This is a genomic window from Streptomyces sp. NPDC093546, assembly GCF_044765045.1.
Classification (GTDB): domain Bacteria; phylum Actinomycetota; class Actinomycetes; order Streptomycetales; family Streptomycetaceae; genus Streptomyces.
The window spans coordinates 131,192-154,656 of sequence record NZ_JBIWJG010000005.1 but is presented as its reverse complement, the minus strand read 5'-3'; the positions used below and the strand labels follow the sequence as shown (position 1 = coordinate 154,656).

20 protein-coding genes and 1 tRNA gene are annotated in these 23,465 nt (G+C 71.7%); 15 read left to right on the top strand and 6 right to left on the bottom strand.

Annotated features, from left to right (window positions below; genetic code table 11):
- The first annotated feature begins 287 nt into the window (after positions 1 to 287).
- The 10 genes from ACIRNI_RS13355 to ACIRNI_RS13310 all read left to right on the top strand — a co-directional run bounded on the left by ACIRNI_RS13355 (position 288) and on the right by ACIRNI_RS13310 (position 7,247).
- A complete protein-coding gene (locus ACIRNI_RS13355; protein ID WP_403551112.1) occupies positions 288 to 650 on the top strand; it encodes a hypothetical protein in 363 nt (120 codons plus the stop codon).
- Between the two features lie 377 nt (positions 651 to 1,027).
- Positions 1,028 to 2,179, top strand: a complete 1,152-nt coding sequence (locus ACIRNI_RS13350) for a helix-turn-helix domain-containing protein (protein ID WP_356645880.1) — start codon at positions 1,028 to 1,030, stop codon at positions 2,177 to 2,179.
- 68 nt (positions 2,180 to 2,247) lie between these two features.
- A complete protein-coding gene (orn, locus tag ACIRNI_RS13345; protein WP_403551111.1) occupies positions 2,248 to 2,859 on the top strand; it encodes an oligoribonuclease in 612 nt (203 codons plus the stop codon).
- Between the two features lie 95 nt (positions 2,860 to 2,954).
- Positions 2,955 to 3,027, top strand: a tRNA-His gene (locus ACIRNI_RS13340).
- 135 nt (positions 3,028 to 3,162) lie between these two features.
- Positions 3,163 to 3,819 (top strand): HAD family hydrolase, encoded by a 657-nt coding sequence (locus ACIRNI_RS13335; protein WP_403551601.1) that lies wholly within the window; start codon positions 3,163 to 3,165, stop codon positions 3,817 to 3,819.
- Positions 3,820 to 3,848: 29 nt separating this feature from the next.
- Positions 3,849 to 5,027: a helix-turn-helix domain-containing protein gene (locus ACIRNI_RS13330; RefSeq protein WP_403551109.1), complete on the top strand. Its 1,179-nt coding sequence runs from the start codon at positions 3,849 to 3,851 to the stop codon at positions 5,025 to 5,027.
- A gap of 203 nt (positions 5,028 to 5,230) precedes the next feature.
- Complete coding sequence (locus ACIRNI_RS13325; RefSeq protein WP_403551107.1) at positions 5,231 to 5,413, top strand: hypothetical protein; 183 nt, start codon at positions 5,231 to 5,233, stop codon at positions 5,411 to 5,413.
- Entirely contained in the window at positions 5,410 to 5,883 is a 474-nt protein-coding gene (locus ACIRNI_RS13320) for a hypothetical protein (RefSeq protein WP_403551105.1), read from the top strand. The genes ACIRNI_RS13325 and ACIRNI_RS13320 overlap by 4 nt, the downstream gene beginning before the upstream one ends.
- A 106-nt stretch (positions 5,884 to 5,989) precedes the next feature.
- Positions 5,990 to 6,124 (top strand): hypothetical protein, encoded by a 135-nt coding sequence (locus ACIRNI_RS13315; RefSeq protein ID WP_403551103.1) that lies wholly within the window; start codon positions 5,990 to 5,992, stop codon positions 6,122 to 6,124.
- A 1-nt stretch (position 6,125) separates the two neighbouring features.
- Positions 6,126 to 7,247 carry a methyltransferase gene (locus ACIRNI_RS13310; protein ID WP_403551102.1) on the top strand — a complete coding sequence of 374 codons (1,122 nt, stop codon included), beginning with the start codon at positions 6,126 to 6,128 and terminating at the stop codon, positions 7,245 to 7,247.
- A gap of 40 nt (positions 7,248 to 7,287) precedes the next feature.
- Here the strand turns inward: ACIRNI_RS13310 and ACIRNI_RS13305 are convergent, their stop codons facing one another.
- Positions 7,288 to 8,163: a glycosyltransferase family 2 protein gene (locus ACIRNI_RS13305; protein WP_403551100.1), complete on the bottom strand. Its 876-nt coding sequence runs from the start codon at positions 8,161 to 8,163 to the stop codon at positions 7,288 to 7,290.
- 232 nt (positions 8,164 to 8,395) lie between these two features.
- Here ACIRNI_RS13305 and ACIRNI_RS13300 point away from each other — a divergent pair, with 232 nt between their 5' ends.
- The 4 genes from ACIRNI_RS13300 to ACIRNI_RS13285 all read left to right on the top strand — a co-directional run bounded on the left by ACIRNI_RS13300 (position 8,396) and on the right by ACIRNI_RS13285 (position 11,694).
- Complete coding sequence (locus ACIRNI_RS13300) at positions 8,396 to 8,983, top strand: DUF4352 domain-containing protein (protein ID WP_403551098.1); 588 nt, start codon at positions 8,396 to 8,398, stop codon at positions 8,981 to 8,983.
- Positions 8,980 to 9,537 (top strand): hypothetical protein, encoded by a 558-nt coding sequence (locus ACIRNI_RS13295; RefSeq protein WP_403551096.1) that lies wholly within the window; start codon positions 8,980 to 8,982, stop codon positions 9,535 to 9,537. The genes ACIRNI_RS13300 and ACIRNI_RS13295 overlap by 4 nt, the downstream gene beginning before the upstream one ends.
- A 9-nt stretch (positions 9,538 to 9,546) precedes the next feature.
- Positions 9,547 to 9,756: a hypothetical protein gene (locus ACIRNI_RS13290; protein WP_403551093.1), complete on the top strand. Its 210-nt coding sequence runs from the start codon at positions 9,547 to 9,549 to the stop codon at positions 9,754 to 9,756.
- A 120-nt stretch (positions 9,757 to 9,876) separates the two neighbouring features.
- Entirely contained in the window at positions 9,877 to 11,694 is a 1,818-nt protein-coding gene (locus ACIRNI_RS13285) for a rhamnogalacturonan lyase (protein WP_403551599.1), read from the top strand.
- Here ACIRNI_RS13285 and ACIRNI_RS13280 read toward each other — a convergent pair.
- The 5 genes from ACIRNI_RS13280 to ACIRNI_RS13260 all read right to left on the bottom strand — a co-directional run bounded on the left by ACIRNI_RS13280 (position 11,681) and on the right by ACIRNI_RS13260 (position 21,682).
- Positions 11,681 to 14,338: a cellulose binding domain-containing protein gene (locus ACIRNI_RS13280; protein WP_403551091.1), complete on the bottom strand. Its 2,658-nt coding sequence runs from the start codon at positions 14,336 to 14,338 to the stop codon at positions 11,681 to 11,683. The two genes, ACIRNI_RS13285 and ACIRNI_RS13280, sit on opposite strands and share 14 nt — an antisense overlap.
- Positions 14,339 to 14,427: 89 nt before the next feature.
- A complete protein-coding gene (locus ACIRNI_RS13275; RefSeq protein WP_403551089.1) occupies positions 14,428 to 17,367 on the bottom strand; it encodes a glycoside hydrolase family 48 protein in 2,940 nt (979 codons plus the stop codon).
- 198 nt (positions 17,368 to 17,565) lie between these two features.
- Positions 17,566 to 19,041, bottom strand: a complete 1,476-nt coding sequence (locus ACIRNI_RS13270) for a PQQ-binding-like beta-propeller repeat protein (RefSeq protein WP_403551088.1) — start codon at positions 19,039 to 19,041, stop codon at positions 17,566 to 17,568.
- Between the two features lie 284 nt (positions 19,042 to 19,325).
- Positions 19,326 to 20,354: a LacI family DNA-binding transcriptional regulator gene (locus ACIRNI_RS13265; RefSeq protein ID WP_355353629.1), complete on the bottom strand. Its 1,029-nt coding sequence runs from the start codon at positions 20,352 to 20,354 to the stop codon at positions 19,326 to 19,328.
- Between the two features lie 212 nt (positions 20,355 to 20,566).
- The gene (locus ACIRNI_RS13260; protein ID WP_403551085.1) at positions 20,567 to 21,682 is read right to left on the bottom strand and encodes an amidase domain-containing protein; all 1,116 of its coding nucleotides are present in this window, start codon (positions 21,680 to 21,682) and stop codon (positions 20,567 to 20,569) included.
- Positions 21,683 to 22,055: 373 nt separating this feature from the next.
- On the opposite strand from ACIRNI_RS13260, the gene ACIRNI_RS13255 reads away from it, so the two are divergent.
- Positions 22,056 to 23,444: an ABC transporter substrate-binding protein gene (locus ACIRNI_RS13255; protein ID WP_403551083.1), complete on the top strand. Its 1,389-nt coding sequence runs from the start codon at positions 22,056 to 22,058 to the stop codon at positions 23,442 to 23,444.
- The last annotated feature ends 21 nt before the right edge of the window (positions 23,445 to 23,465 follow it).

Sequence of the window (23,465 nt, the reverse complement as noted above, 5' to 3'; positions counted from 1 at the left end):
GGCGGCGTGTCCGGGAATCATCTTCCCAACCCCATACCCCCAAGGGTACGGCGACACTCCTGCCCTGCCCAGTGCCCGCCGCCCTGCCCACGGCGCTCACAGGCGTTCCAGGGAGCATGCCCGAGCCCGCCCGGGATGGCAATGCCGGTTGTGTCGTACAGACGCCCTTTGGACACGGTCCGTGACGGCCGAGTGACCTGCCGGACACGCGCACGCGTCAGTGACCGGAGCACCGCCCTGTCGTTTGGCCACACGTCCGGACCGCCGACCCGCCCAGGGAGTCCCTCGTGCCCGTCCCCCCACCCGGCCCCACGACCGGCTCCGGAACGACCCCCTCCGGAGCCTCCGAGTCGGCGAGCGAGGTGGTGCGCTGGGCCGCCTTCAGCTGCGCCCTGGTCCCCGTGGTGCTCGTCGCCGGCGGGACCTCCCCCGGCGGCGCGGTCACGACCGCGCTCGGCCTCACGGCGGTGACCGCCGCCTGCCGGGCGCTGCTGCGCCGCTCGGAGCGGCTGGCCGCCCGGGCGCCCGCGGAGCCGTACGCGCCGTACCGGGGCCGTCACTCGCGTACGGGGACGCGTACCGGCACGCGTGCGGGCACGGGGGCGCACCGGGGCGGCCGTCGCGGGGGACGGTGTACGCCCGCGGACTGAGGGTTTCGCACACCTGCGCCCGTACGTTTTCAGCCAACTTCAGGGAGGTGGCGAGTCCTTGCCAAAATGGCCTGCCAACCCCCTTGTCACCAGGGAAAAAAGCCTCGCCGGGGTCGCGGGAACCCTATGCGGATGGGCCATGCACGCGAGGCGCACTTCCCTGCGGGCCCCGCGAGTGGAAACCTTCGTGATCGAATGCTTCGCGCCAAGTTGCCTTGTCGACATAGTCCCGGATGCGGAACTTGTCACGCCGGCGCCACGGGACACAGTAGATTCGATCATGAGTATCGAAGACTGGGGACTCGTGCAAAACCGAGGGGAAACGTGCAGGAGCGACAGGACCTAGGAGACGCGAACACCGAGGGGGGCTTAGCGTCATGAGCCAGGACTCCGCCGCACCGGAGAACGGACGCAAACTGTCCGGACGCCGTCGTCGCGAGGTCGTCGCAGTGCTGCTGTTCAGCGGCGGCCCCATCTTCGAGAGTTCCATTCCTCTCTCCGTGTTCGGGATTGACCGCCAGGACGCCGGAGTGCCCCGCTACAGGCTGCTGGTCTGTGCGGGCGAGGAAGGACCCCTGCGGACCACAGGGGGGCTGGAACTCTCCGCACCGTATGGCCTGGAGGCCATCAGCAGGGCCGGCACCGTCGTCGTACCGGCGTGGCGGTCGATCACATCGCCGCCACCGCCCGAGGCGCTCGACGCGCTGCGCCGCGCGCACGAGGAAGGCGCCCGCATCGTCGGGCTGTGCACCGGTGCCTTCGTACTCGCGGCGGCCGGTTTACTCGACGGCCGCCCGGCGACCACGCACTGGATGTACGCGCCGACGCTCGCCAAGCGCTACCCGTCGGTCCACGTGGACCCGCGGGAGCTCTTCGTCGACGACGGCGACGTACTGACGTCCGCCGGAACGGCGGCCGGAATCGATCTCTGTCTGCACATCGTGCGGACGGACCACGGGGCCGAGGCGGCCGGGGCGCTGGCCCGGCGGCTGGTGGTGCCACCGCGGCGCACCGGCGGCCAGGAACGGTACCTGGACCGCTCGCTGCCCGAGGAGATCGGCTCGGACCCGCTGGCCGAGGTGGTCGCGTGGGCGCTGGAGCACCTCCATGAGCAGTTCGACGTGGAGACGCTGGCCGCCCGGGCGTACATGAGCCGGCGGACCTTCGACCGGCGCTTCCGCTCGCTGACGGGCTCGGCGCCGCTGCAGTGGCTGATCACCCAGCGGGTGCTCCAGGCGCAGCGGCTGCTGGAGACCTCCGACTACTCGGTCGACGAGGTGGCGGGCCGCTGCGGCTTCCGCTCGCCGGTGGCCCTGCGCGGCCACTTCCGCCGCCAGCTGGGCTCGTCGCCGGCCGCGTACCGGGCCGCCTACCGGGCCCGGCGGCCGCAGGGCGACACGGCCTCCTCCTCCCCGCCGCCGACGGCGGTCGTGGAGGCGGTCCTGCCGGGCGCCAGACGGGCCCCGGGAGGCCCCGGGGAGCCGGGCAGACCGCACGTGGCCCTGCCGGGCCAGCGCAGCGCACCGTGACGATGGGCCGCGGCGGAGGGGGTGCACGACCACACCCCCTCCGGCGCGGCCCATCTAAGGTAGGACGCATGAACGACCGCATGGTGTGGATCGACTGCGAGATGACCGGGCTCTCGCTGACGGACGACGCACTCATCGAGGTGGCCGCGCTGGTCACCGACTCGGAACTGAACGTACTCGGCGACGGCGTGGACATCGTGATCCGCCCGCCGGATGCCGCGCTGGAGACCATGCCCGAGGTGGTGCGCCAGATGCACACGGCCTCCGGCCTCCTCGACGAGCTGGCCGCGGGCACGACCCTCGCCGACGCCGAGGAGCAGGTCCTGGCGTACGTACGCGAGCACGTGAAGGAGCCCGGTAAGGCGCCCCTGTGCGGCAACTCCGTCTCCACGGACCGCGGCTTCCTGCTGCGCGACATGCCGACGCTGGAGGACTACCTCCACTACCGGATCGTCGATGTCTCCTCGGTCAAGGAGCTGGCCCGCCGCTGGTACCCGAGGGCGTACTTCAACAGTCCGGAGAAGAGCGGCAACCACCGCGCGCTCGCCGACATCCGCGAGTCCATCGCCGAGCTCCGCTACTACCGCGAGGCGATCTTCGTCCCCCAGCCCGGCCCGGACTCCGAGACCGCCCGCGAGATCGCCTCCCGCCACGTCCTGCCCGCCGAACCGGCCGCCTGACACCCCCGCCGACCCGCCACCCGAAAGGCGGGAGCGAGCACCCTCTCGGACCCTGTACACTTTTTCTCGGCCGGTCGGGAAAAAGACCGGTCGTGGTGGGTATAGCTCAGCTGGTAGAGCACCTGGTTGTGGTCCAGGATGTCGCGGGTTCGAGTCCCGTTACTCACCCTGATTGATCAAGGGCTGGCCTGTGGAAACAGGTCAGCCCTTCTTCATGTTGTGGGTGCTCGTGAAGTGGCCGAGCTCTTTGTGAGCCGCCTCACAGGTTCGTCCTCTCCGGGCTCCCTCTACGCTGCCCCTGTGATCCGCGCCGTAGCTTTCGACATCGGAGAGACCCTGATCCGCGATGACCGCTACTGGGCATCGTGGGCCGACTGGCTCGGCGTACCGAGACACACCCTGGCCGCGCTGGTCGGTGCCGTCACCGCGCAGGGCAGGGACAACGCCGACGCGATCCGCCTGCTGCGCCCCGACATCGACTTGGCCGCCGAGTACGCAGCGCGTGAGGCTGCCGGTCGGGGCGAGCACCTCGATGAGACGGACCTGTACGACGACGTACGGCCCACGCTCGCCGGGCTCAAGGAGGCCGGAATCCGGGTCATCGTCGCGGGTAACCAGACCCGGCGGGCCGGCGCGCTGCTTCGTGGGCTGAATCTGCCGGTCGATCACCTTGCCACCTCCGGCGAGTGGGGTGTGGCCAAGCCCGACCTCGACTTCTTCGCACGGGTCCTCGACGCCGCCGGGGTCGCACCACACGAGCTGTTGTACGTCGGCGACCACCCGGTGAACGACCTGTACCCGGCCGCCGAAGCAGGGCTCGCGACCGCCCATCTGCGGCGCGGCCCATGGGGCTATCTGTGGGCTGACGATGCCAAGGTCCAGAAGACCGCGGACTACACGATTGACGGCCTGAACGAGCTGCTGGCAATCCTCACCGAAAGGGATGAAAGGGTTACCTAGAGGCACGATGCGGCGAGTACGGTGCACGTATGCCGGACCCCTTGCGCGGCGTCGGCGCCCGCATCGCCACTGCCCGCCGTGCACGCCGTATGACGCAGGTGCAACTTTCCGCCGCCGCGCACATCTCTCCCAGCCTGCTGAGGAAGATCGAGCAGGGGACGAGGCAGCCCAGCGACGAGACGCTCGACAGGATCGCGGCCGCCCTGTCCCTTGATCCGAGCCGCCTACAGGCCGGGCCCGACCGGTCGGGGGATCGCGTCCGGATCGCCCTGGGCGCGGTGTCCGCGGCCATCGCCGCGTATGACATCCCCACCGAGCCGTCGGGGCGGTCGCTCCCCGACGTACGTGCGGCGGTGGCCGAGGCGGCTACGTGGCGTCTCAACTCCCAGTACGTACGGCTCGCCACGGCAGCGCCCACCCTCCTCGCCGACGCGGTCGCGACGTACCACGCCGCCGAAGACGGGGAGAGAGCAGAGGCCGCCCGGTTGCTCACCTCGGCTGCGCGCTCCGCCGACGCAGTGGCCTACAAGCACGGCGCTCTGGACCTGTCCGCCCGGCTGATCGAGTTGATGCGCTGGGCTGCGCCTCACGCCGAGGACCCGTCCGTCGCCGCTTCCACCGCGTACGTCCGCACGGAGACGTTCTTCGCCGCCCGCGCCCACGAAGCGGGGTTGCGCGCCTTGGAGACGGCCATCGACGCGGCGCCGTCCTCGGACAGCCCGCACGCGGCGGCAGCCCGTGGCGCGCTGCACATGCGCGCGGCCGTCATCGCCGCCCGGGCGAGAGACGCGGACGCGGCTCGAGCACATCTGCGTGAGGCCGGAACGCTGGCCGAACGGGCCCCGGAGTCGGTGTACGCCGGTACCGCGTTCGGTCCTGACTCGGTACGAGTCCACCGGGTGTCCGTCGCTGTGAGTCTCGGCGGTGACCACGCGGCTGACGCGCTGACGGTGGCCCGCGAGTGGAAACCGCCCGCAGTTCTGCCGACCGAGCGGCGGTCGGGCTTCTACATCGAGCTCGCCCGCGCGCAGCTCTGGTCCGGCCGCACCGACCATGCCTTCGAGTCGCTGAAAGTCGCGCGGCGCATCGCCCCGCAGCACACCCGCGAGCACCCGTGGGCACGGGAGACCGCAGCTACCCTCCGTCGCCTGAAGCGCGCCGACGATGAGTCACTCACCGCGTTCGCGGAATGGGTAGGGGCGGTCTGACGGTGACACACCTTGTGTCACTTGTGGCCTTGGCAGCGGGCCAGTATCGCCGTCATGAGCAACACGACCGCACCACCTAGTGGGGAAGCGCCAGTCCAGTCGGTAAGCGTCGTTCGCCTCCACGGCGAGGCGTGCCGGCACTTCGTCGGGCACGACCGCGTGTGGCCCGTGCTCGTCTGCGGGAACCACCGGGAGGCGGCGGCGTGAACGAGTGCGCCTACTGCCCGGAGGACGGCGCGGACGTGTGCATCCGTAGCCGCCCCGCCACCAGCGGCCCCGACGTCCGCGTCCTCGCGCACAGCGCCTGCGCCGAGCGGCGTGGAGTCAAGCCGCTGTACCGGCTGCTCCCCGAGCGCACCGTACCGACGTTGGAGCGTGCGCGGTGAGTGCTGTACATCTGCCGCTGGCGACGCCGAGCCGGCCCGCCCCCGGCGCCATGTGGCTCGCGTCCGTAATGGAACCGCCGTCGATCATTCTGTCCGAGTGGGTCGACCGCCCCGACGGCCTCGCGGACGTACCGCTCGGCGTACGGTTCGACGTCGTACGCGCCGTCGACTCCCTCGGCATGCGCGCCCTGGAAGGGTTGGCGAAGGCACCCGTACCGCTCGGGCCGGTGCTGTTTTGCCAGCCCCGCCAGACCATCGAGTTCCTCGTCCCGGTCGGCGCCGCCGAAACCTGGGAGCCCCTGCGGGGCACCGTGTGCGTGGGGCGCGGCGGAGCGCTCCTGTGCCCGGCACCGGGTATGACCGGGCGCGGCCGCACGTGGCTGTATCCGCCTGACGGCGACGGCGTACTCACCGACCCGCATCTGCTGCGCGAGAACCTGTTGCGGGCGTACGCGCGGAGGCAGTTGTGACAGGGATGCCCGGCACCCGGGCTGCGGCCCGAGCGACGTCCCGTACACCCGGCGGGCGGACACCACCACCCCGCCACATCCGGCACCACCCACCCAGGAGGTACAGATGAGCACCACGATGGACGACGGCGGAAAGCACGCCGGGCAGCCGTCCGACAAGCCATGGACGCCGCCGCCCACCCCGCCGAACCCCGACGGCGTCCCTCCCAAGCCGAGCAAGCACGCGGCAGACGGGAGCTGACGTGACGTCCACCCACCCGAGCGGGCACGCCACCCTCGTCGAGCACCTCTACGAGCGCGGCCTGCTCGACGAAGACTGGCGCGCGGTGTGGCACGCCGTCCCCCGCGAGGACTTCATCCCCCAGCGGATCTGGCGGCAAGGCCCCACCGAGTGCGTGCCCATCACCACCGAGGCGGAGCGCCTCGCCCTCATCCACAGCGACGAGCCGGTCGTCATCCAGATCGACGACGGGCACGCCAATGGCCCCGGCATCGCCACCTCCTCCAATTCGCAGCCATCCACGGTCGCCCGCATGCTGCGGCTCCTCGACGTCGAGTCGGGACACCGGGTGCTGGAGATCGGCACCGCCTCCGGCTACGTCGCCGCCCTCCTCTCCGCGCGCCTCGGCGATTCCCGCGTCTACAGCGTCGAGATCGACCCCGGCCTGGCCCACCACGCGGCCGCCGCATTGCGCGCCGCCGGGTACACGCCGAACCTCGCCTACGGCGACGGCGCATGGGGGTGGGCCGCCGAAGGCCCGTACGACCGCGTGATCTCCACGTGCGCCCTCCGGTCGGTCCCGTACCAACTGGTGCGGCAGGTACACCCCGGCGGGCTGATCGTCGCCCCCATGGCACGCGACTTCTGGAGCGGCGCGATCGTACGGCTGGAGGTGGAGGACGGCGGTGTCGCGTCGGGGTTCTTCGACAGCGGGGCCCTGTACATGCCGATGCGCTCCCACCGGCCCCCCGCGGCGGCTCCGGTGGACGACTCCACCGCCCGCGCCTCCACGTGCGCGGTGCGTCCGCGGGAGCTCCTCTCTCTGGGCTTCGCGCTGTACGCGGGCACTCGTCTGCCGGGCGTACGGATGTGGCACAGCGAGGACGACGGCACCGTGCAGGTGTGGGCGCAGGACGCCGAGGGCTCGGCCACCACGGCGTCCGGCGGCGAGGTCTGGCAGTACGGCCCCCGGGAGCTGTGGAGTGAGATCGAGCGCACCTGGCGGGAGTACGAGCAACTCGGCCGCCCGGAGCTGGGCGAGTTCGGGCTCACCGTGCACGCCTCGCACCAGGAGGTGTGGCTGCACCACCCGAGCCGCGTCATCGAGCCCGCCTCTCGCCGCCCAGGCGTACCGGCAAGCTGACGGACCACGCCGGCCGGCCGGGAAACAGCCCGCCGGTCGCTCAGACGATCGGAGGCCGGCCGAGGCGGGTCATGCGCCACACCGTGCGCCATCGCATCGGCCGCCTGCGCCCACAAGGGGTGCGAAGCCCCTCGGCGAAGCCCGCTCGCCACGCGCGCAGGCCGGTGGCGGAACGGTCCCGCGCGAGGGTGAGCGCGGTCCAGACCGTCAGGTACACCGGAACGAGGAGGGCGGGCAGGTGCCGACGGGCGAGCCAGACGCGGTTGCGGGCGGTCATGCGGTGGTAGACCGCGTGGCGTGCAGGGCTCGTACGTGGGTGCTGAAGCAGTAGCTCGGGCTCGTACAGGATCCGCCAGTCGCGGTCGAGTGCCCTCCACGCCAGGTCGGTCTCCTCGTGTGCAAAGAAGAACTCGTCCGGCCAGCCGCCCGTCTCGTCCAGCATCCGCATGGACAGGCTGTGCCCACCGCCCAGGAACGTGGTCACATACCCGCGGCGCATGGGGTCCTTCGCGCGGAGGCGCGGGATGTGCCGGCGGGCGGTGAAGCCGGTCTCGTCGGCGATACGGAAGCTGATGATGCCCAACCGCGGATCATCCTGATGGAGATCGGCGATGCGTCGCAGGACATGCGGGTCGACGAGCAACCCATCGTCGTCCAGGTCCACGACGACGTCGACAACCCCGGACTCCCTCAGCACGTCCAAAGCGACGTTCCGGCCACCGGAGACTCCGAGGTTTTCCGGGAGTTCCACCGCGGTCACCCCCTCGGGCAGCGGCGGCAGGCGGGTGCCGTTGCCGACCACGACCGTCATCGTGGGCGGTTCGTCCTGATTGGCGACGGAGTCGAGCAGCGACCGCAGTTCGCGGGGTCGATCGCCCATCGTCAGCACGGCGACGCCCACGCGCGGTCGTGTCACGTCCACAGTTCCTCTTCTCGGCGGTCGGCAGAGCGGCGATGCTACCGCTCGCCCCGGCGTCGGGAAGCCATCCCGAGAAGGCAGGGCACATGCCGATCGTTCCGCTTGGAAACCATGTCCGGAGCGCAGCTCCCACTCGTTCGGCATCGTCACGAAACGGTCGCGACGGCTCCACATCCGCTCCACACAGCGCATGATGTGTCTCTGATCACGAACAACGCCTGGGGGGACCATGCGCCGCACCACCACCATCACCCTGACCGCCCTCGTCTGCCTAAGCGTGCTCACCGCCTGCGGCGGCCCGCAGTACGGCGGCAGTGCGCCGGAGGTCAAGGCGTCCGCCGATTCGGTCGGGGAGAGCGCGGCGCCGGCGGAGAAGCCGAAGGCCGAGAAGCCGAGCGTCGCGAAGGTCGGTGACACGGTCACCCTCAAGGGCATGGAGGACGGCGAGCAGCTCGCCGTGACCCTCAAGAAGATCGAGGACCCGGCGAAGTCGAAGGACGAGTTCTTCGCCCCCGAGGACGGCAGCCGGTGGGTGGGCGCCCAGTTCGAGCTGGTCAACACCGGGACCAAGGTCTACGCGGACAGCCCGGGGAACGGCGCGCAGGTCGCGGACGGCGACGGGCAGCGGTTCGGCACCACGCTCGCCGACATCACCGCCGGGCCGTCGATGACGTCCAGCGCCAACGTGCCGCCCGGTGAGAAGGTGCTCGGCTGGGTCGTGTTCGAGGTGCCCAAGGCGTCGAAGCTCGCCACGGTGCAGTTCGCGATGAACTCGGGCTTCGCCGACCAGACCGGGCAGTGGAAGCTCGACAAGTGACACGTAACTGGTGGGACCTGCTCCCGGCCGGCATCCGGGAGCAGGTCGACGGCTACGTCCTGCAGGACGCCCGCATGCGGGCCGTTCGCGTCGTCTTCGAGGCGGGCCGCGCCCGCGGGGTGGGGCTCCACGAGGCCCAGCTCGTGGTCCACGAGCGCTACCTGCACCACGGCGACCGGGTCGCCCTCACGCCCGACAGCCCGCTCGACCTTGAATCCCTGGCCGCCCTCGCCGCCGGGGCGCCCGGCCGGGTCGTGGCGGTCGAGGCCGTGTGGGACGGCGACACCGTCCACGACTGGTTCGTGGACCTGCTGGCCGTCACCGCCGACCCCGCGGGCGAGTACCCGCTCGCCACCGTCTACCGGGGCACCGCCGTGCGGTACCTCGGGGGCGAGGACGTCGGCGGGCGCCACCCGTCGGCCGTGGCGGCCGACCGGGCCGGCCGGGAGCTGGCCGCGCACCTCGCGGTGCCGTTCCACTTCGGGAGCCCCGAGACCCCGGACGACGATGCGCCGCGTTACGTGCGGGCGGACCCGCCCAGCCCGCGCCGGTAGCCTGCGGGCATGACCATCCGTCGCACCGCTCACCGGCGGCAGCCCAGCGGGCCCATGCCCGAGATCACCGAGACCGACTGCGAGCGGTGCGGCACCCGGATCGCGGGCCTGACCGGACGTTACGCGTGCGGCGTGTGCGGATGGGTCAACCACTGGTCGCAGGGGCACACGGACCTGCCCAGCGCCCGGGACGACCTGGACTACACGCGCCGCCGCTGACCACCGGGCGGTCCGGGCAACTTCCCGCCCCTCCGCGGCGACTGTGAGGTACGTAACACGGCCCTCTCCCCCGCAGGAGGAAGCGTGTACCACCTCAGATCCGCCCTCGGAGTTCCCCTCATGGCCGCCGCCGTGGCCTGCGCCCTGCTCGGCCCTCCCGCCCGCGCGGGCGAAACCGCCGCCGCCGCGCGGCAGGTGGAGCGGCTCGACCGGGGGCTCGTCAGCGTCCACACCGGGACCGGGAACCTCGTCAGCTGGCGCTGGCTCGGGACCGACCCGGACGGCGTGGCGTTCAACGTGTACCGAGCCGGTACGAAGGTGAACGCCGACCCGATCACCAAGGCCACCACCTACTTCCACTCCGGCGCCCCCAGCCACGCCGACTACACCGTCCGCGCGGTCGTCGGCGGCGTCGAGCAGGGCGACTCGCCGCACGCCGTGCAGTTCCGCACCGGGTACAAGGACGTGCCGCTGAGCCCGCCGCCGGGCGGGACGACACCCGACGGCGTGGCGTACACGTACGAGGCGAACGACGCGTCCGTCGGCGACCTCGACGGGGACGGCGCGCTCGACTTCGTCCTGAAGTGGCAGCCCACCAACGCCAAGGACAACTCCCAGTCCGGCTACACCGGCAACACGGTCCTCGACGGCGTCAGGCTGGACGGCACCCGGCTGTGGCGGATCGACCTCGGGCGCAACATCCGTTCCGGGGCGCACTACACGCAGTTCCAGGTGTACGACTACGACGGCGACGGGCGGGCCGAGGTCGCCGCCAAGACCGCCGACGGGACCGTGGACGGGGCCGGCAAGGCCATCGGGAGCGCGAGCGCCGACCACCGCAACAGCGGCGGGTACGTGCTCGCCGGGCCCGAGTACCTGACCATGTTCGACGGGCGTACGGGGGCGGCCCTCGGCACCACGGACTACGTGCCCGCGCGGGGCACGGTCTCCTCCTGGGGCGACGGCTACGGCAACCGCGTCGACCGGTTCCTCGCCGGGACCGCGTACCTCGACGGCGTACGGCCCTCGCTCGTCATGGCGCGCGGCTACTACACGCGGACCGTCGTCGCCGCCTGGGACTGGCGCGACGGGCGGTTCACGCGGCGCTGGACCTTCGACTCCAGCGCGTCCACCAACGCCGGCAAGGGGTACGACGGGCAGGGCAACCACAGCCTGTCGGTCGCGGACGTGGACGGCGACGGGCGGGACGAGATCGTCTACGGGGCGATGACCGTCGACGACGACGGCGGCGGGCTGTGGACGACGCGCCTCGGACACGGGGACGCCGGGCACGTCGGGGACCTCGACCCCGCCCGCGCCGGGCTGGAGTACTTCAAGGTGTCCGAGGACGGCTCCAAGCCCGGCTCCTGGATGGCCGACGCCCGCACCGGGCAGCTGCTGTGGCAGACCGCCTCGGGCGGCGACAACGGCCGTGGCGTCTCCGCCGACATCCACCCCGGCTCCCCCGGCGCCGAGTCGTGGTCCGCGACGGACACCACGCTGAGGTCGCCGACCGGGGCGTCCGTCGGCCGTGAGCCGTCCAGCGTCAACTTCGTCACCTGGTGGGACGGCGACCTCAGCCGCGAGCTGCTGGACGGCACGCGGATCGACAAGTACGGCACGGGCGGCGAGACCCGGCTGCTGACGGGGGCGTCCGTGGCGTCGAACAACGGCACCAAGGCCACCCCGGCCCTCTCCGGTGACATCCTCGGCGACTGGCGCGAGGAGGTCGTGTGGCGCACGGCGGACAACCGGGCGCTGCGGATCTACTCGTCCCCGTACGAGACGGGGACGAGGATCACGACCCTGCTGCACGACACCATGTACCGGACGGCGCTGGCCTGGCAGAACACCGCCTACAACCAGCCGCCGCACCCGAGCTTCCACATCGGGGCCGGGATGCGGACCGCACCCCGGCCCGCGATCACTGCACCGTAGGCGTACAGGACAGGGTGGTCGGGGGCGCGTTCGTCCCCGACCACGAGCCGGTGAGGCCGAAGGTGGCCGAGCCGCCCGGCTGGACGCGGCCGTTCCAGGCGGTGTTCCTCGCCGTGACGGCGGCGCCGGTCTGGGTGTGGGTGGCGTTCCACACCTGCGTGATCCGCTGGTCGCCGGGGAAGGTCCAGCCCGCCGACCAGGAACTCCACGCTGCCGTACCGGTGTTCTTGAGGGTCACCTCGGCCTGGAAGCCGCCCTGCCACTGGTTGGTGACCTTGTACGTGGCCGCGCACGGCCCCTCGGCGGGGGGCGGGTCCGTCGGGCCGGGTCCGGGGCCGGGCCCGGTGCCGCCGTCGGCGGTGTCGCCGTAGATGATGCCGCGCCCGTTGGTCGACACGTACACCCGGCCGTAGACGCGCGGGTCGCCGGTGATGGCGGCGCCGGTCCAGCCCCACTGGTGGGTGTCGTCGTTGATCCGCGTCCAGCTCCCGCCCGCGTCCGTGGAGCGGAAGATGCCGCGTACGCCGCCGACCTCGGCGCTGGAGTAGAGCGCCGGGTAGGAGGCGCCGGGGGCGGCCTTGCCGAAGCCGATGGTGTCGGCCTGGTCGACGCCCTGGACCTTGGTGAAGGTGGCGCCGGAGTCGGTGGAGTGCCACAGGCCGTAGGCGCCGTCGGGGTCGCCGCCCGCGAGCCAGACGTCGCCGCCGCGGCCGGGGACGGCCTTGAAGCGGACGTTGCCCTCGGAGGGCAGGCCGGTCGCCCTGGAGGCGGTGAAGGTGGCGCCGCCGTCCGTACTGACGTAGAAGACCCCGCCCTTGAAGCCGTAGAACCTCTTGGCGTCGACGCGGTCGGACTCGACCACCGCGCCCGCCGGGATGCCCCGGGAGGCCGTCCACGAGGTGCCGAAGCCGGAGGCGGTGTGGACGCCCGCGCCGTCCGGGCTCCACACGAAGCGGCTGCCGTCCGCGGCCGCCGCGACCGTGCCGCCGCCGGACACGCCCGAGGGCTCGGTGCCGGGGAACCAGTTGGCGCCGTTGTCGGTGGAGAAGGCGACGCGCGGGCCGCTGTCGAGGTTCCCGGCGCGTACGACGACGTCGGGCTTGGCCTCGGCGTAGTCGACGCTCGTGGTGGAGGTGAAGTTCGGCGAGGTGAACATCATCGACGGCACCTTGGTCAGGTCCGTGTGGCGGAAGCCGCCGATGTCGCCGAGGGCGCTGATCAGGGGCGCGCCGGAGGGCGGTGATGCGAGGTCCAGGACGGCGGTCTCCTCCAGGCCCTGCACCATCGGCTTGATGGTGATCTTGCCGCCGCTGTCCCACTGGCCGAGGTTCTCGGTGCCGTAGATCGTGGCGCCGGTGCCGTACATCATCCGCTGGGAGTCGAAGGGGTCGATCTCCAAGGCTTCCGTCATCCAGCCGAGCTTCGGGGTCTGCTCGGGCGGCGCCGGGTTGGCGCCCCAGGTCAGCCACGGGGACGAGGAGACGTCCATGGTGTAGCGGTTGGAGCGGTCGGGGTACGAGGTGAAGTCCCACGCCCGCGTCCAGTTCGCGCCGCTGTCGGTGGTGCGGAAGATCTGTGTGTCGGGCCACCAGGAGCTGTAGCCGCTCACCATGACGGTGCCGGGCTTCTGCCGGTCGACGGACAGGCCGCTGAAGCCGTAGTGGGCGTCCGCGGCGGGAGTGATGTCCTTCCAGGCGCCGGAGGTGCCCGCCCTGGTGTCGTACCGCCACACCGCGCCCTTGGAGCCGTCGTACGGGCCGCCCGTGTCGCTGTACGCGAGGTAGAGGTGGCCGTTCGCGGTGTCGAGGACGCCCTTGTGGGCGAGGAGGCCGGTGGGCTGGCCGGGCAGCCGGGACCAGGTGGCGCCGGCGTCCGTGGAGCGGTAGACGGCGTTCTCCTTGTCGGCGACGCCGACGTAGATGGTCTTGGTGGCGGTGCCGGCGGTGCCGGTCGTCTCGTCGAAGGTGACCCAGACGATGCCCTGGTTGTCGGAGGCGTAACCGCTGGTGTCGGAGGGGTCCTGGGCGTAGTTGCCCGGGTTGGGGAAGGCAGTGACCTGCGACCAGGTGGCGCCGGAGTCGGTGGAGCGCCACAGGCCCTTGCCGCTGGGCGCGCCCAGGTACAGCACGCTGTTGCGGTGCGGGTCGATCGCGAGGCGCTCGCCCATGCCGCGCCCGGGCATGTTGCCGCCGAGCTTGAAGGGCAGGTCGGCCTTGCGCCAGGTGGCGCCGCGGTCGGCCGAGCGCAGGACGGCGCCGTTGCCGGGGTCCCAGCTGTTGGTGTACGTGCCGACGGCGGCGTACACGCGGTTGGGGTCGACGGAGTCGGTGGCGAGGCTGACGACGCCGGTGTGGCCCCAGTCGTCCCAGCCGATGTGGTCGAGCAGCGGGGTCCACGTCTTGGTCGACTGCTGCCAGCGGTAGGCGCCGCCGATGTCGGTACGGGCGTAGGCGAGGTTCTTCTCGGTGCGGTTGAAGACGATGCCGGGGACGAAGCCGCCGCCGTCGACGCGGACGTTCCTCCAGGTGTACGTCTCGGCGGCTTGTGGTTTCACCGCCGGCTCGCCCGCCGTCGCGGGTGGCGCGGCGGTCAGCAGGCCGGCGGCGAGCGCCAGCCCGAGGAGCAGATGTCGTGTGCTGCGCACGGTGCTTCCTCTCGGTGGGGGACGAGCCGGGCCGGCCGCGGACAGCGCGGCCGGCCCGGTAGTGCGTACGTACGCGGAGCCACGCGGGGCTATTCGAGGAGCTCCGCGTACGAACCCATGGCCAGGGCGATGTCCGCCTGGGCCCAGAAGCGGTGGTACGTGAAGACCGGCGCGGCGCCGCCCTTCAGATAGGCCTCGACCTTCGACCAGGCCGGGTCGTCCTCGTAGAAGGAGCGGATCGAGGCGAAGGTGGAGGACGAGTTGACCGGGTCGCCGTTCGGCATCACGCCGGTCCAGGTGCTCGGCACGTGGACCGGGTCGTCGAAGCGGTTGTAGTCGGCGCGGGTCTCCGGGACGGCGATGCCCAACGGGTCCTGGTGGTGGTCCCACATGCCGTCGAGGAGCGCCTTGGCGACCCGCTTGGCGTCGGCGTCGCCGGACTTGGCGGCGTAGTACGTCAGGGTCTTGGCGTACGCGGCGGCCACGCCGACGTCGTTGGTGTAGTCGGCGACGGTGACGTGCAGCCCGGTGTTCGCGCCGGGCGCGGACGGGTTCCAGGTGTCGGGCTGGCCGGACCACTGGAGGGTGGACGGGATGCGGAAGGTGCCGTCGGGGTTGATGGTGGTCTTGGAGATGGCCCAGTCGACCCACTTGTCGAGGACGCTCTTGGCGAGGGCGTCACCGCTCTGGTGGTAGTACTCGGCGACCCGCTCCATGGACCACGCCTGGAAGCCGAACCACTGGTTGGACGGCGGGTCGTGGTAGACGGGCTTCTCGTCGTAGTAGAGGCCGTAGAAGGTGGAGGTGCCGGCCGGCGGGGTGGCGTAGCGGCCCTGCCAGCTGTTGGTGGCGCCGCCCGCGATGGCGCCCTCGGAGGACTGGAGCCACTTGTAGAACTCGACCTGCCGGTCGAGGCTGGTGGCCCAGTCCTGCACGCCGGTGGCCGACTTGGGCTTCAGCGGCGCGTACTCGCTGAGCGCGTACGCCGCGAGCGGGTTCTGGTAGCCGCCGTGGGCGTGGCTGGAGCCGATGCGCCAGGCCCAGCCGGCGCTGGTGTCGGTGGCACCGCCCCAGGCGTAGTACCAGCTCAGCAGGTAGTGCGCGCTGTTCTTGCCGGTGCCGGCGGGGCAGGCGGTGGGACCGACGCAGTTGCCCGACTTCTTGAAGTACTTGTCGAACAGCGCGTACCGCAGGTAGTCGCCCATCTTGGCGGCCTTGGCGACGGTCGCCGTGACCTGCGCGCCCTTGCCCTGCTGCTTGGCCCAGATGTCGGCCCAGTAGGCGGCCTGGACGGCGCGGGCGTCGGCGTCGGGGGCGTTGGTGAACTTCCACTGCTTGGCGTAGGAGGCGTCCCCGGTGAACAGGTCGAGGAAGCCGTTGCGTCCGCCGTAGGTGAAGTTGTCGCAGGTGGGGTGGGTGACGGTCTCCCAGACGGACTCCTGGGGGCCGCGCTGGAAGGTGTTGATGTACGACGGGCCGGTGGCCGTCGGCCCGGCGGAGCACTTGCCCGGCTCGTTGCCGAAGCCGTAGACGTTGTCGACGTCCTGGATCCAGTGCATGCCGTAGATCTCGTCCGTGCCGTACGCGCTCTTCAGCTCGCTCGCGATGGGGTCGGCGCCGGTGGACACGCCGGAGTCGAGCCGGGACGGGTACTGGGTCGGCGAGTCGTGCTCGGGGGCGTACGTGGCCGGCTTGGAGGCGTTGTAGAAGGAGTTCGTCGGCTGGTCGGCGCGGGTGGGGATCATGAACTTCTCCATGGTGTCCCACGCGCTGTTGAACTTGGTCCAGTCGCCGGTGATCTTCCCGTACATGGCCTGGAGCCAGATCAGGTAGCTGTACGCCTCCGACGTCGTCTCGTGGCCGTGGTCCGGCGCCTCGACGATGAGCGTCTCGACCGAGTGGTACGGGATGCCCTCCGGCGAGAAGTAGCCGTTGGCCGGGTTGGTGATCCGGGCGTGCAGGTCGAGGAAGCGGGCGTCGTACGTCGAGTCGGCGGCCAGCTGCGTGGCGGTGACCTCGGCCTTGGTGTGGCCGGGGGCGGTGGCCGTGAAGACGGCCGAGCCGGTGCCGGTGGACGCGGCGGTGACGGTCACCTTCTGGGCGGTGTTCCAGTTCGCCGGGGTGAAGGTGAGGGTCGCGGGCGCAGCGGTGAGGCCCGTGTTGCCCGAGGTGCGGGCGACGGTCACCGTGACGTTCGCGGACGGCTGGGTGGAGAGCTTCAGGTCGAACGTGCCGCTGGTGCCCTGGCGTACGCCGAGCTGGGCGGGGCTCGCCACGAGCGCGGCACCGGCGGCGACGGTGATGCCGACGGGCGCGGACTCGGCGGAGGCGCCCTGGTTGTCGTACGCCTTGGCGTAGAGCGAGTGGGAGCCGGCGGCGAGGCCTGTCGCGCTGTGGGTGAACGGCGCGGTGGTGTCCGTACCGAGGAGGGTGGTGTCGCGGTAGAACTCCACCTTGGTGACGGTCGCCCCGTCGGCGGCCGCGGCGGTGGCGGCCATCGGGACGGGGTCGCCCGCCGTGAAGACCGCGCCCGGGGCCGGGCTGGTCAGCACGGCGACGGGCGGCTTGTGCGCCCCGGCGCAGGGCTCGCCGTTGACGGCGAAGGCGGCGGGGGCGGTGTTGGCGCCGGTGTAGGTGAACTGCCCGCCGGCGGTGACGGCCGCGCCCGCGGCGACGGTCCTGTTCCAGTCGGAGTTGCGGATGGTGACGGTCTTGCCGGACTGCGACCAGACGCCGTTCCAGCCGTTGGTGAGCTTCTGGTCGCCGGCCTGGTCGTAGGTGACGGTCCATCCGGTGAGGGGCGCGGTGCCCCGGTTGGTGAGCGTGACCTCGGCGGTGAAGCCGGAGCCCCAGTCGTTGGCGACCTTGTAGTCGACGGTGCACTGGACGGCGGCGGCCTGGGCCGCCTCGGCGGGGCTGGGCGCGCCGACGGCGGTCATGCCCAGCGGCAGCGCGAGCGCGGCGGCGAGGGCGGCGGCCAGGCGGGGCTTCGTCCTGCCTCTGATCCTGGTTCTGGTTCCCGGTGACATGTGCTGGCTTCTCCTCGCGGCTCGGGGAGGGGTCGGGGATGAGCACAAGCGGTGAACAGGTGGGAGCGCTCCCACTATGGGGAGGGCGGCGGGAGGGGTCAAGGTGCGGGGAGAGTCGAAGAAATTCGACAGGGGCGGGCCGGTTGCCGGGCGGCGGCGGGCGGGGAGCTCCGCCGGGTGCGGCGCCCCCTCCCTCCGTCAGCGGATCTGGAAGTACGGCGGACTGCCGTACAGGCTCACCCTGTTGGCCACGGCGTACCCGCCGGGCACCGCCAGCAGCTCCATGTCCGTGCTCAGCGGCAGCATCTTGCCGGTCACGGGCAGCGGCGCGTGGACGTCGGCGCCGGTGCGCGGGTCCTTGACCCACACCTTGGCGTCGTCGGAGTCGCTCGCGAGCACCGCCAGCCGCCCGTCGGGACGCAGCACCACGCCGTCCACGGCCAGGTGGACGCGCCGCATCCACAGACGTTCGCCGTCGCGCAGCCGGAACGCCGCCACCCAGTACGCCGACGACTCGCCCGGCACGCTCACCGGCGTGATCAGGGTGTCCGCGGTGAAGAGCACCGGTTCCGGGCGGATACCCGCCTCGGCCGTCGAGGGCAGGGTGCCGAGGGGGCCCTCCAGCGGGATGCTCGCCCCGGCGCGGCCCGCGGCGTCGAAGGCGAGGACGGCCTTGGTGCCGCGCGGGTCGATCTCGTCGAGCTCGACGACCGCGGGCTCGGTGGAGAGGATCCGCATCGCCTGCAGGCGCGTCTCGGTGGGGAGCTTCGCCGCCCACAGCTCCTTGCCGGTCGCGGCGTCGAGGGCGATGAGCCGGTGCGTGGCCTCGTCCCGCAGGATCTCGGGCCGGCACTCCTCGACCAGCAGCGCCCGGCGCGCCGAGGCGTCGACCGCGAGGGCCTCGCAGTCCTCGGCGACCTTCCGCTTCCAGCGCTGCGCCCCGCTGTCGGCCGCCAGGCCGCGTACCGCGTCCTCCTCGACGACGACGGCGGAGGTGTCGGCGAGGGCGATGCGGCCCGTGCGGGCGAAGGCGTACGCGTCGGCCCGGATCGCGGCGCGCCACGCCTCCTTGCCGGTGTCGAGGCGTACGGCCACGACCGTGGCGCACGGCTTGTCGTGGCGCCCCAGGCCGAGGAGCCCGACACCGCCGACGGTTCGGGTGCTCATGGCGCAGACCTGGTGGCGCGTGGGCGCCGTGTACGTCCAGCGCAGGGCGCCGTCCCGGGTGCCGAAGCCGGTGAGGCCGTCGGCCCGGGCACGTACGACGGTGCCGTCGGCCTGCCAGTTCCCGAGCCCCTCGGTCGTGTCGGGCCGGTCCTCGTCGGCGCGCCAGCCGACGGCGTACGACGGCCCGGCCAGCCCCTGCTGCACGGCCCGGGCGGGCCACAGCGCGACCAGGATCCCGGCCACCAGGAAGACGGGCAGCCAGCGCGCCCGGAACCCGGGCTCCGCCACCGAGGCGACGACCATGCCGACGAGGGCGGCGATGAACCCGACGACGCCCAGGCCGACGGACCAGCTCTCCACCGTGTCGTAGCCGGGCAGACAGCCCGTCGTGCAGTCCCCGCCCCGCTTGGCCATCTGCCTGGCACCGATGACGAACATCACCGAGGAGCCGATGAGGCCCCCCGCACCGACGACGGCGGCCCCCTTGGCCACCAGTAGCGCACGCACGCATGCCCCCCACGGACGATCAACTCCGAACGATTGTGGGCGGAATGTATCGCGTGACGATCACACCCGGCGGGTTACCGTCAGGTGATCAGCCCTTGGCGAGAACGTCGGCGGCCCTTTTGCACCTCACGCCCGCGGTCGCGATGCGGCGCTCGGCGTCCGTCGCCGTCTCGGTCCTGCCCCACGCGGGGTCGTTGTCGGCCGCCCAGGGTTCGTCGTAGTCGTGCCCGGCCTGCGCCCTACTCGGAGTAACCCGTCCGCCGCACACCGTCGGTGACGCGGGCTTACGTCGACTCCCGCACCACCAGCTCCGTCGGCAGCACCACCTGACGCGGTTGCGCGGCCGTGCCCGTGACCTCCTGGAGGAGGATGCGGGCCATCCGGCGGCCCATCTCCTCGATCGGCTGGCGCACGCTCGTGAGCGCCGGGTCCATCAGGCGCGCCACCGCCGAGTCGTCGACGCCGATGAGCGCCACGTCGTCCGGCACGCGGCGGCCCGCGTCCCGCAGGACACCGCGCGCGCCCGCCGCCATGACGTCCGACGCGGCGAAGACGCCGTCGAGGTCCGGGCAGCGTTCCAGCAGCTCGCGCATGGCCCGGCGGCCGCCCTCCTCGGTGAAGTCGCCCGCGGCCACGAGCCGGTCGTCCGCCGGGAGGCCCGCCGCCTCGATGCCCTGGCGGTAGCCGTCGAGGCGGCACTGCGCCACGTACATGTCGAGCGGGCCCGTGATGGTGGCGATCCGGCGGCGGCCCCGCGCGGCGAGGTGGTCGACCGCCGAGCGGCCGGCGCCGACGTTGTCGGAGTCGACGTACGCGCCCGGCTCCGCCTCGGAGCGGCGGCCGTTGAGCACGGCGGGCAGCCCGAGCTCCTGGACCAGGTCCGGCAGCGGGTCGTCACCGTGGACCGAGACCAGCAGGACGCCGTCCACGCGCTGCGCGGCGAGGTACTGCTCGAAGCGCTGCCGCTCCTTGCTGGAGCGGATCAGCGTGAGCAGCAGCTGCATGTCCGCGTCCGCCAGCTCCGCGCTGACGCCGCGGATGATGTCGAGGAAGTACGGCTCGGCGAAGAGCCGTGCCTCGGTCTCCGGGATCACGAGGGCGATGGCGTCCGTGCGGGCGCCCGCGAGCGCGCGGGCCGCGCGGTTGGGGACGTACCCGAGCTCGGCGATGGCCTGGCCGACCGCCTCCTTCGCGCGGTCGCTCACCCGCGGCGAGCCGTTGATCACCCGCGACACGGTGCCGCGCCCGACACCCGCTCGGGCCGCGACCTCCTCCAGCGTGGGCCTGCCGGTCTGCCGTCCGCTCACCGCCATCGGCCTCCCATCGAACGTTTCTGCCTCACCTGAGGTTGTGACCCAGTCAACCTAGAGGGTGCCCCCTGTACGGCCCGAAGGGGGAGTACCGGTTTCACCCTTACGATCTTGGGAGCGCTCCCACCGTAAGCCAAGAGACGGCCGTGACGCCAGCCACGCCCCCGCCCCGGCCTCCACCGAGGCCGGGACGGAGGCATCACGTCCGGCAGCCGTCAGGTGCGGTAGGCGTAGTAGAGCGCGTCCGGGTAGGAGGCGACGAGGCTCGCCACCGACTTCCGGTACGTGTTGGTCGAGTGGTACGTCAGGTACGGCGTCCCGTAACGGCTCCGGTACGTGGTCATCATGGTGTGGTCCTTCGACCCGTCCCGGTCGAAGTCCACCTGGAGCACGTCGCCTATGCCCATGTCGTAGACGTTGCCCAGGTTGGTCGTCCGCTTGCTGTGCAGCGCGAACCACGACCACTCGTTGGCGCCCACGAAGGACAGCGAGGCGCCGAGGGTGGGGTCGTACCACCAGTTGCGGTAGTCCGAGTAGAGACCCGGGTCGTGCTTCCAGCCGCCCGCCTTCAGGGCCTGGCTGACGAAGTTGGTGCAGTCGCCGCCGGCGCTGTCGTACGCCGGGTAGGCGGGGTTGTAGTTGCTCCAGTACTTCTCGGCGTACGCCGCCATGGCCGCGTAGTCGTACCCGGCGGTGCCCGGCGGCTTCTGCGTCTGCCGCGAGGGCCGCCGCGTGGCGGCGGGCGTCGCCGTCGGTACGCCCTCCTCCGCCGCGTCCACCGCCGCCCGGGCCGTGAAGGGCTCGTTGACGGCCACGGGCCCCTCGTCCGTGGACCTCATGCCCGTCAGTTCCCACGTGCCGCCCCGCGTGAAGGCGAAGTTCAGCTCGTGGTGGGCCTCGAATCCGGTGGTCGTCGGCTCGTCACCGCGGATCTTCTTGTACGTCAGGGTCGTGGTCTCGGTGACCCGGACCGTCGCACGGTCGCCCTTGACGCGCGCCTTGTCCACGCGCACGTCGGTGCTGGCGGACGTGTACACCTCGCCCAGCGCGGCGAGCCGGCCCTTGCGGGACCGCAGTGAGGACACGGCCTCCTTCTCCGACCGCACCCAACCGGCGGACAGGCCGGCCCGCTTGTCCGTCGTCGGCGTGGAACGCCGCGCCTTGCCGCTGTCCAGAAGGGCCGCCGTGCGCTGCGTCAGCACGGCGTCGGCCAGGCGCCCGAAGGACGCCGTCGTCGCACTGTCCACCGTCGGCTTCGCGGCCGCCTCGGTCTCCGAGTCGGTTCCGGCGAAAGCGGTGGGCAGCAGGACGGCCGATGCGGCGACTGCCAATACGGCCCCCAGGGCGGATCTGAACGTCGATCGCTTCACTAAGTCTTCCCCTTGTCACCCGGTCCCGCGCGGGCCGGGCGACGGGATCTTCGCATGATCTGCCGATATGTGGGGTGGTGATGAATGTTGCAGCATTGCCACAAACACACCGCCCCCGTCACCGCGGCCCCACGCCACGGCACTCGGGGCCGGGCGGCAGCCCGCCGACAAGCCACGGACCTGCGGGCGTCCGGGCGGGCCGACCCGTCGGCACATAGGAAACCGGTGGCCGCCCCTCCGCGCACGGAGCCGTCTCAATTCGCCCCCATCCCTTGACACTCACCCCCGCAAGCCACATCGTGGGAGCGCTCCCACAGACGACGAGGAGAGTGGAATGCGCCCTTCCAGCACGTCCCGCGGCACGTCCCGCCGCACCCCCGGCGGCAGAACGCGCGCCGGAGCGCCCGGCCGCCGCCCCGGGTACGCCGCGGCCGCCGCACTCGCGGCCTTCGCGGTCCTGCTCACCGGCTGCAGCGACGACGGCGGCGGCTCCGGCCAGGCCGCCGGCGACGAGAAGATCACCCTGCGCATCGGAACCTTCGGTTCCTTCGGCTACGACGACAAGAACGGGGCCAAGCTCTACGCCGAGTACGAGAAGCTCCACCCGAACATCAAGATCGAGGAATCGAACGTCGCGGACGGCCAGAAGTACTGGGACACGCTGAAGCTCCGCCTCTCCCGCAACAGCGGCCTCGCCGACATCCAGGCCATCGAGGTCGGCTATATCGCCGAGGCCATCGGCCCCACCATGGCGAACAAGTGGGTGGACCTCTCCAAGACCGGCGGCGCCGACACCTCCGCCTTCCTCGACTGGAAGGTCAAGCAGGCCACGACCGCCGACGGCAAGGTCATCGGCCTCGGCACCGACATCGGCCCGATGGCCATCTGCTACAACAAGGACCTCTTCGCCAAGGCCAAGCTGCCCACCGACCGCACCCAGGTCGCGCAGCTCTGGGCCGGCGACTGGGCGAAGTTCGTCGCCACGGGCAAGATGTACCAGCAGAACGCCCCCGCCGGGACCGCCTTCCACGACTCCGCGAGCGGCCTGTTCAACGCCGTGCTCTCCAGCCAGCCCCTCCAGTACGCCGACGAGAAGGGCGAGCTGGACTACGACAACAGCCCCGGTGTGAAGAAGGCCTGGGACCTCGCCGTCGAGGCCGCCGAGAGCGGCATCACCGCCAAGCTGCGGCAGTTCGACGAGAAGGGCACCTGGAACGCCGGCTTCAAGAACTCCAAGTTCGCCACCGTCGCCTGCCCGAGCTGGATGACCGGCATCATCAAGGACCAGGCCGGACCGGCCAACCAGGGCAAGTGGGACATCGCCGCACCGCCGGTCGCGGGCAACTGGGGTGGCTCCTTCCTCGCCGTACCGAAGTCCGGCAAGCACGCGGAGGAGGCCGCCAAGCTCGCCGCCTGGCTGACCGCGCCGGAGCAGCACGCCAAGGTGTTCGGGGTCAACGGCAACATCCCCTCCACCAAGGACACGCTCGCCTCCGCCGCCGTACAGAACGCCAAGATCCCGTACTTCGGCGACACCCCGGTCGGCAAGATCTACTCCGAGGCCGCGGCCGGCATCACGCCCGCGCCGGTCAGCCGCTACGACGGCCAGGTGAAGACCTTCATCACCGACAACGGCATCCTCGACATCGAGCAGCGCGGCACCGCGCCCGATGCCGCCTGGGAGAACGTCAAGAAGCTGATCGACGACAAGATCGATCAGTAGCGGGGCGCCCCGGGAAGTGTC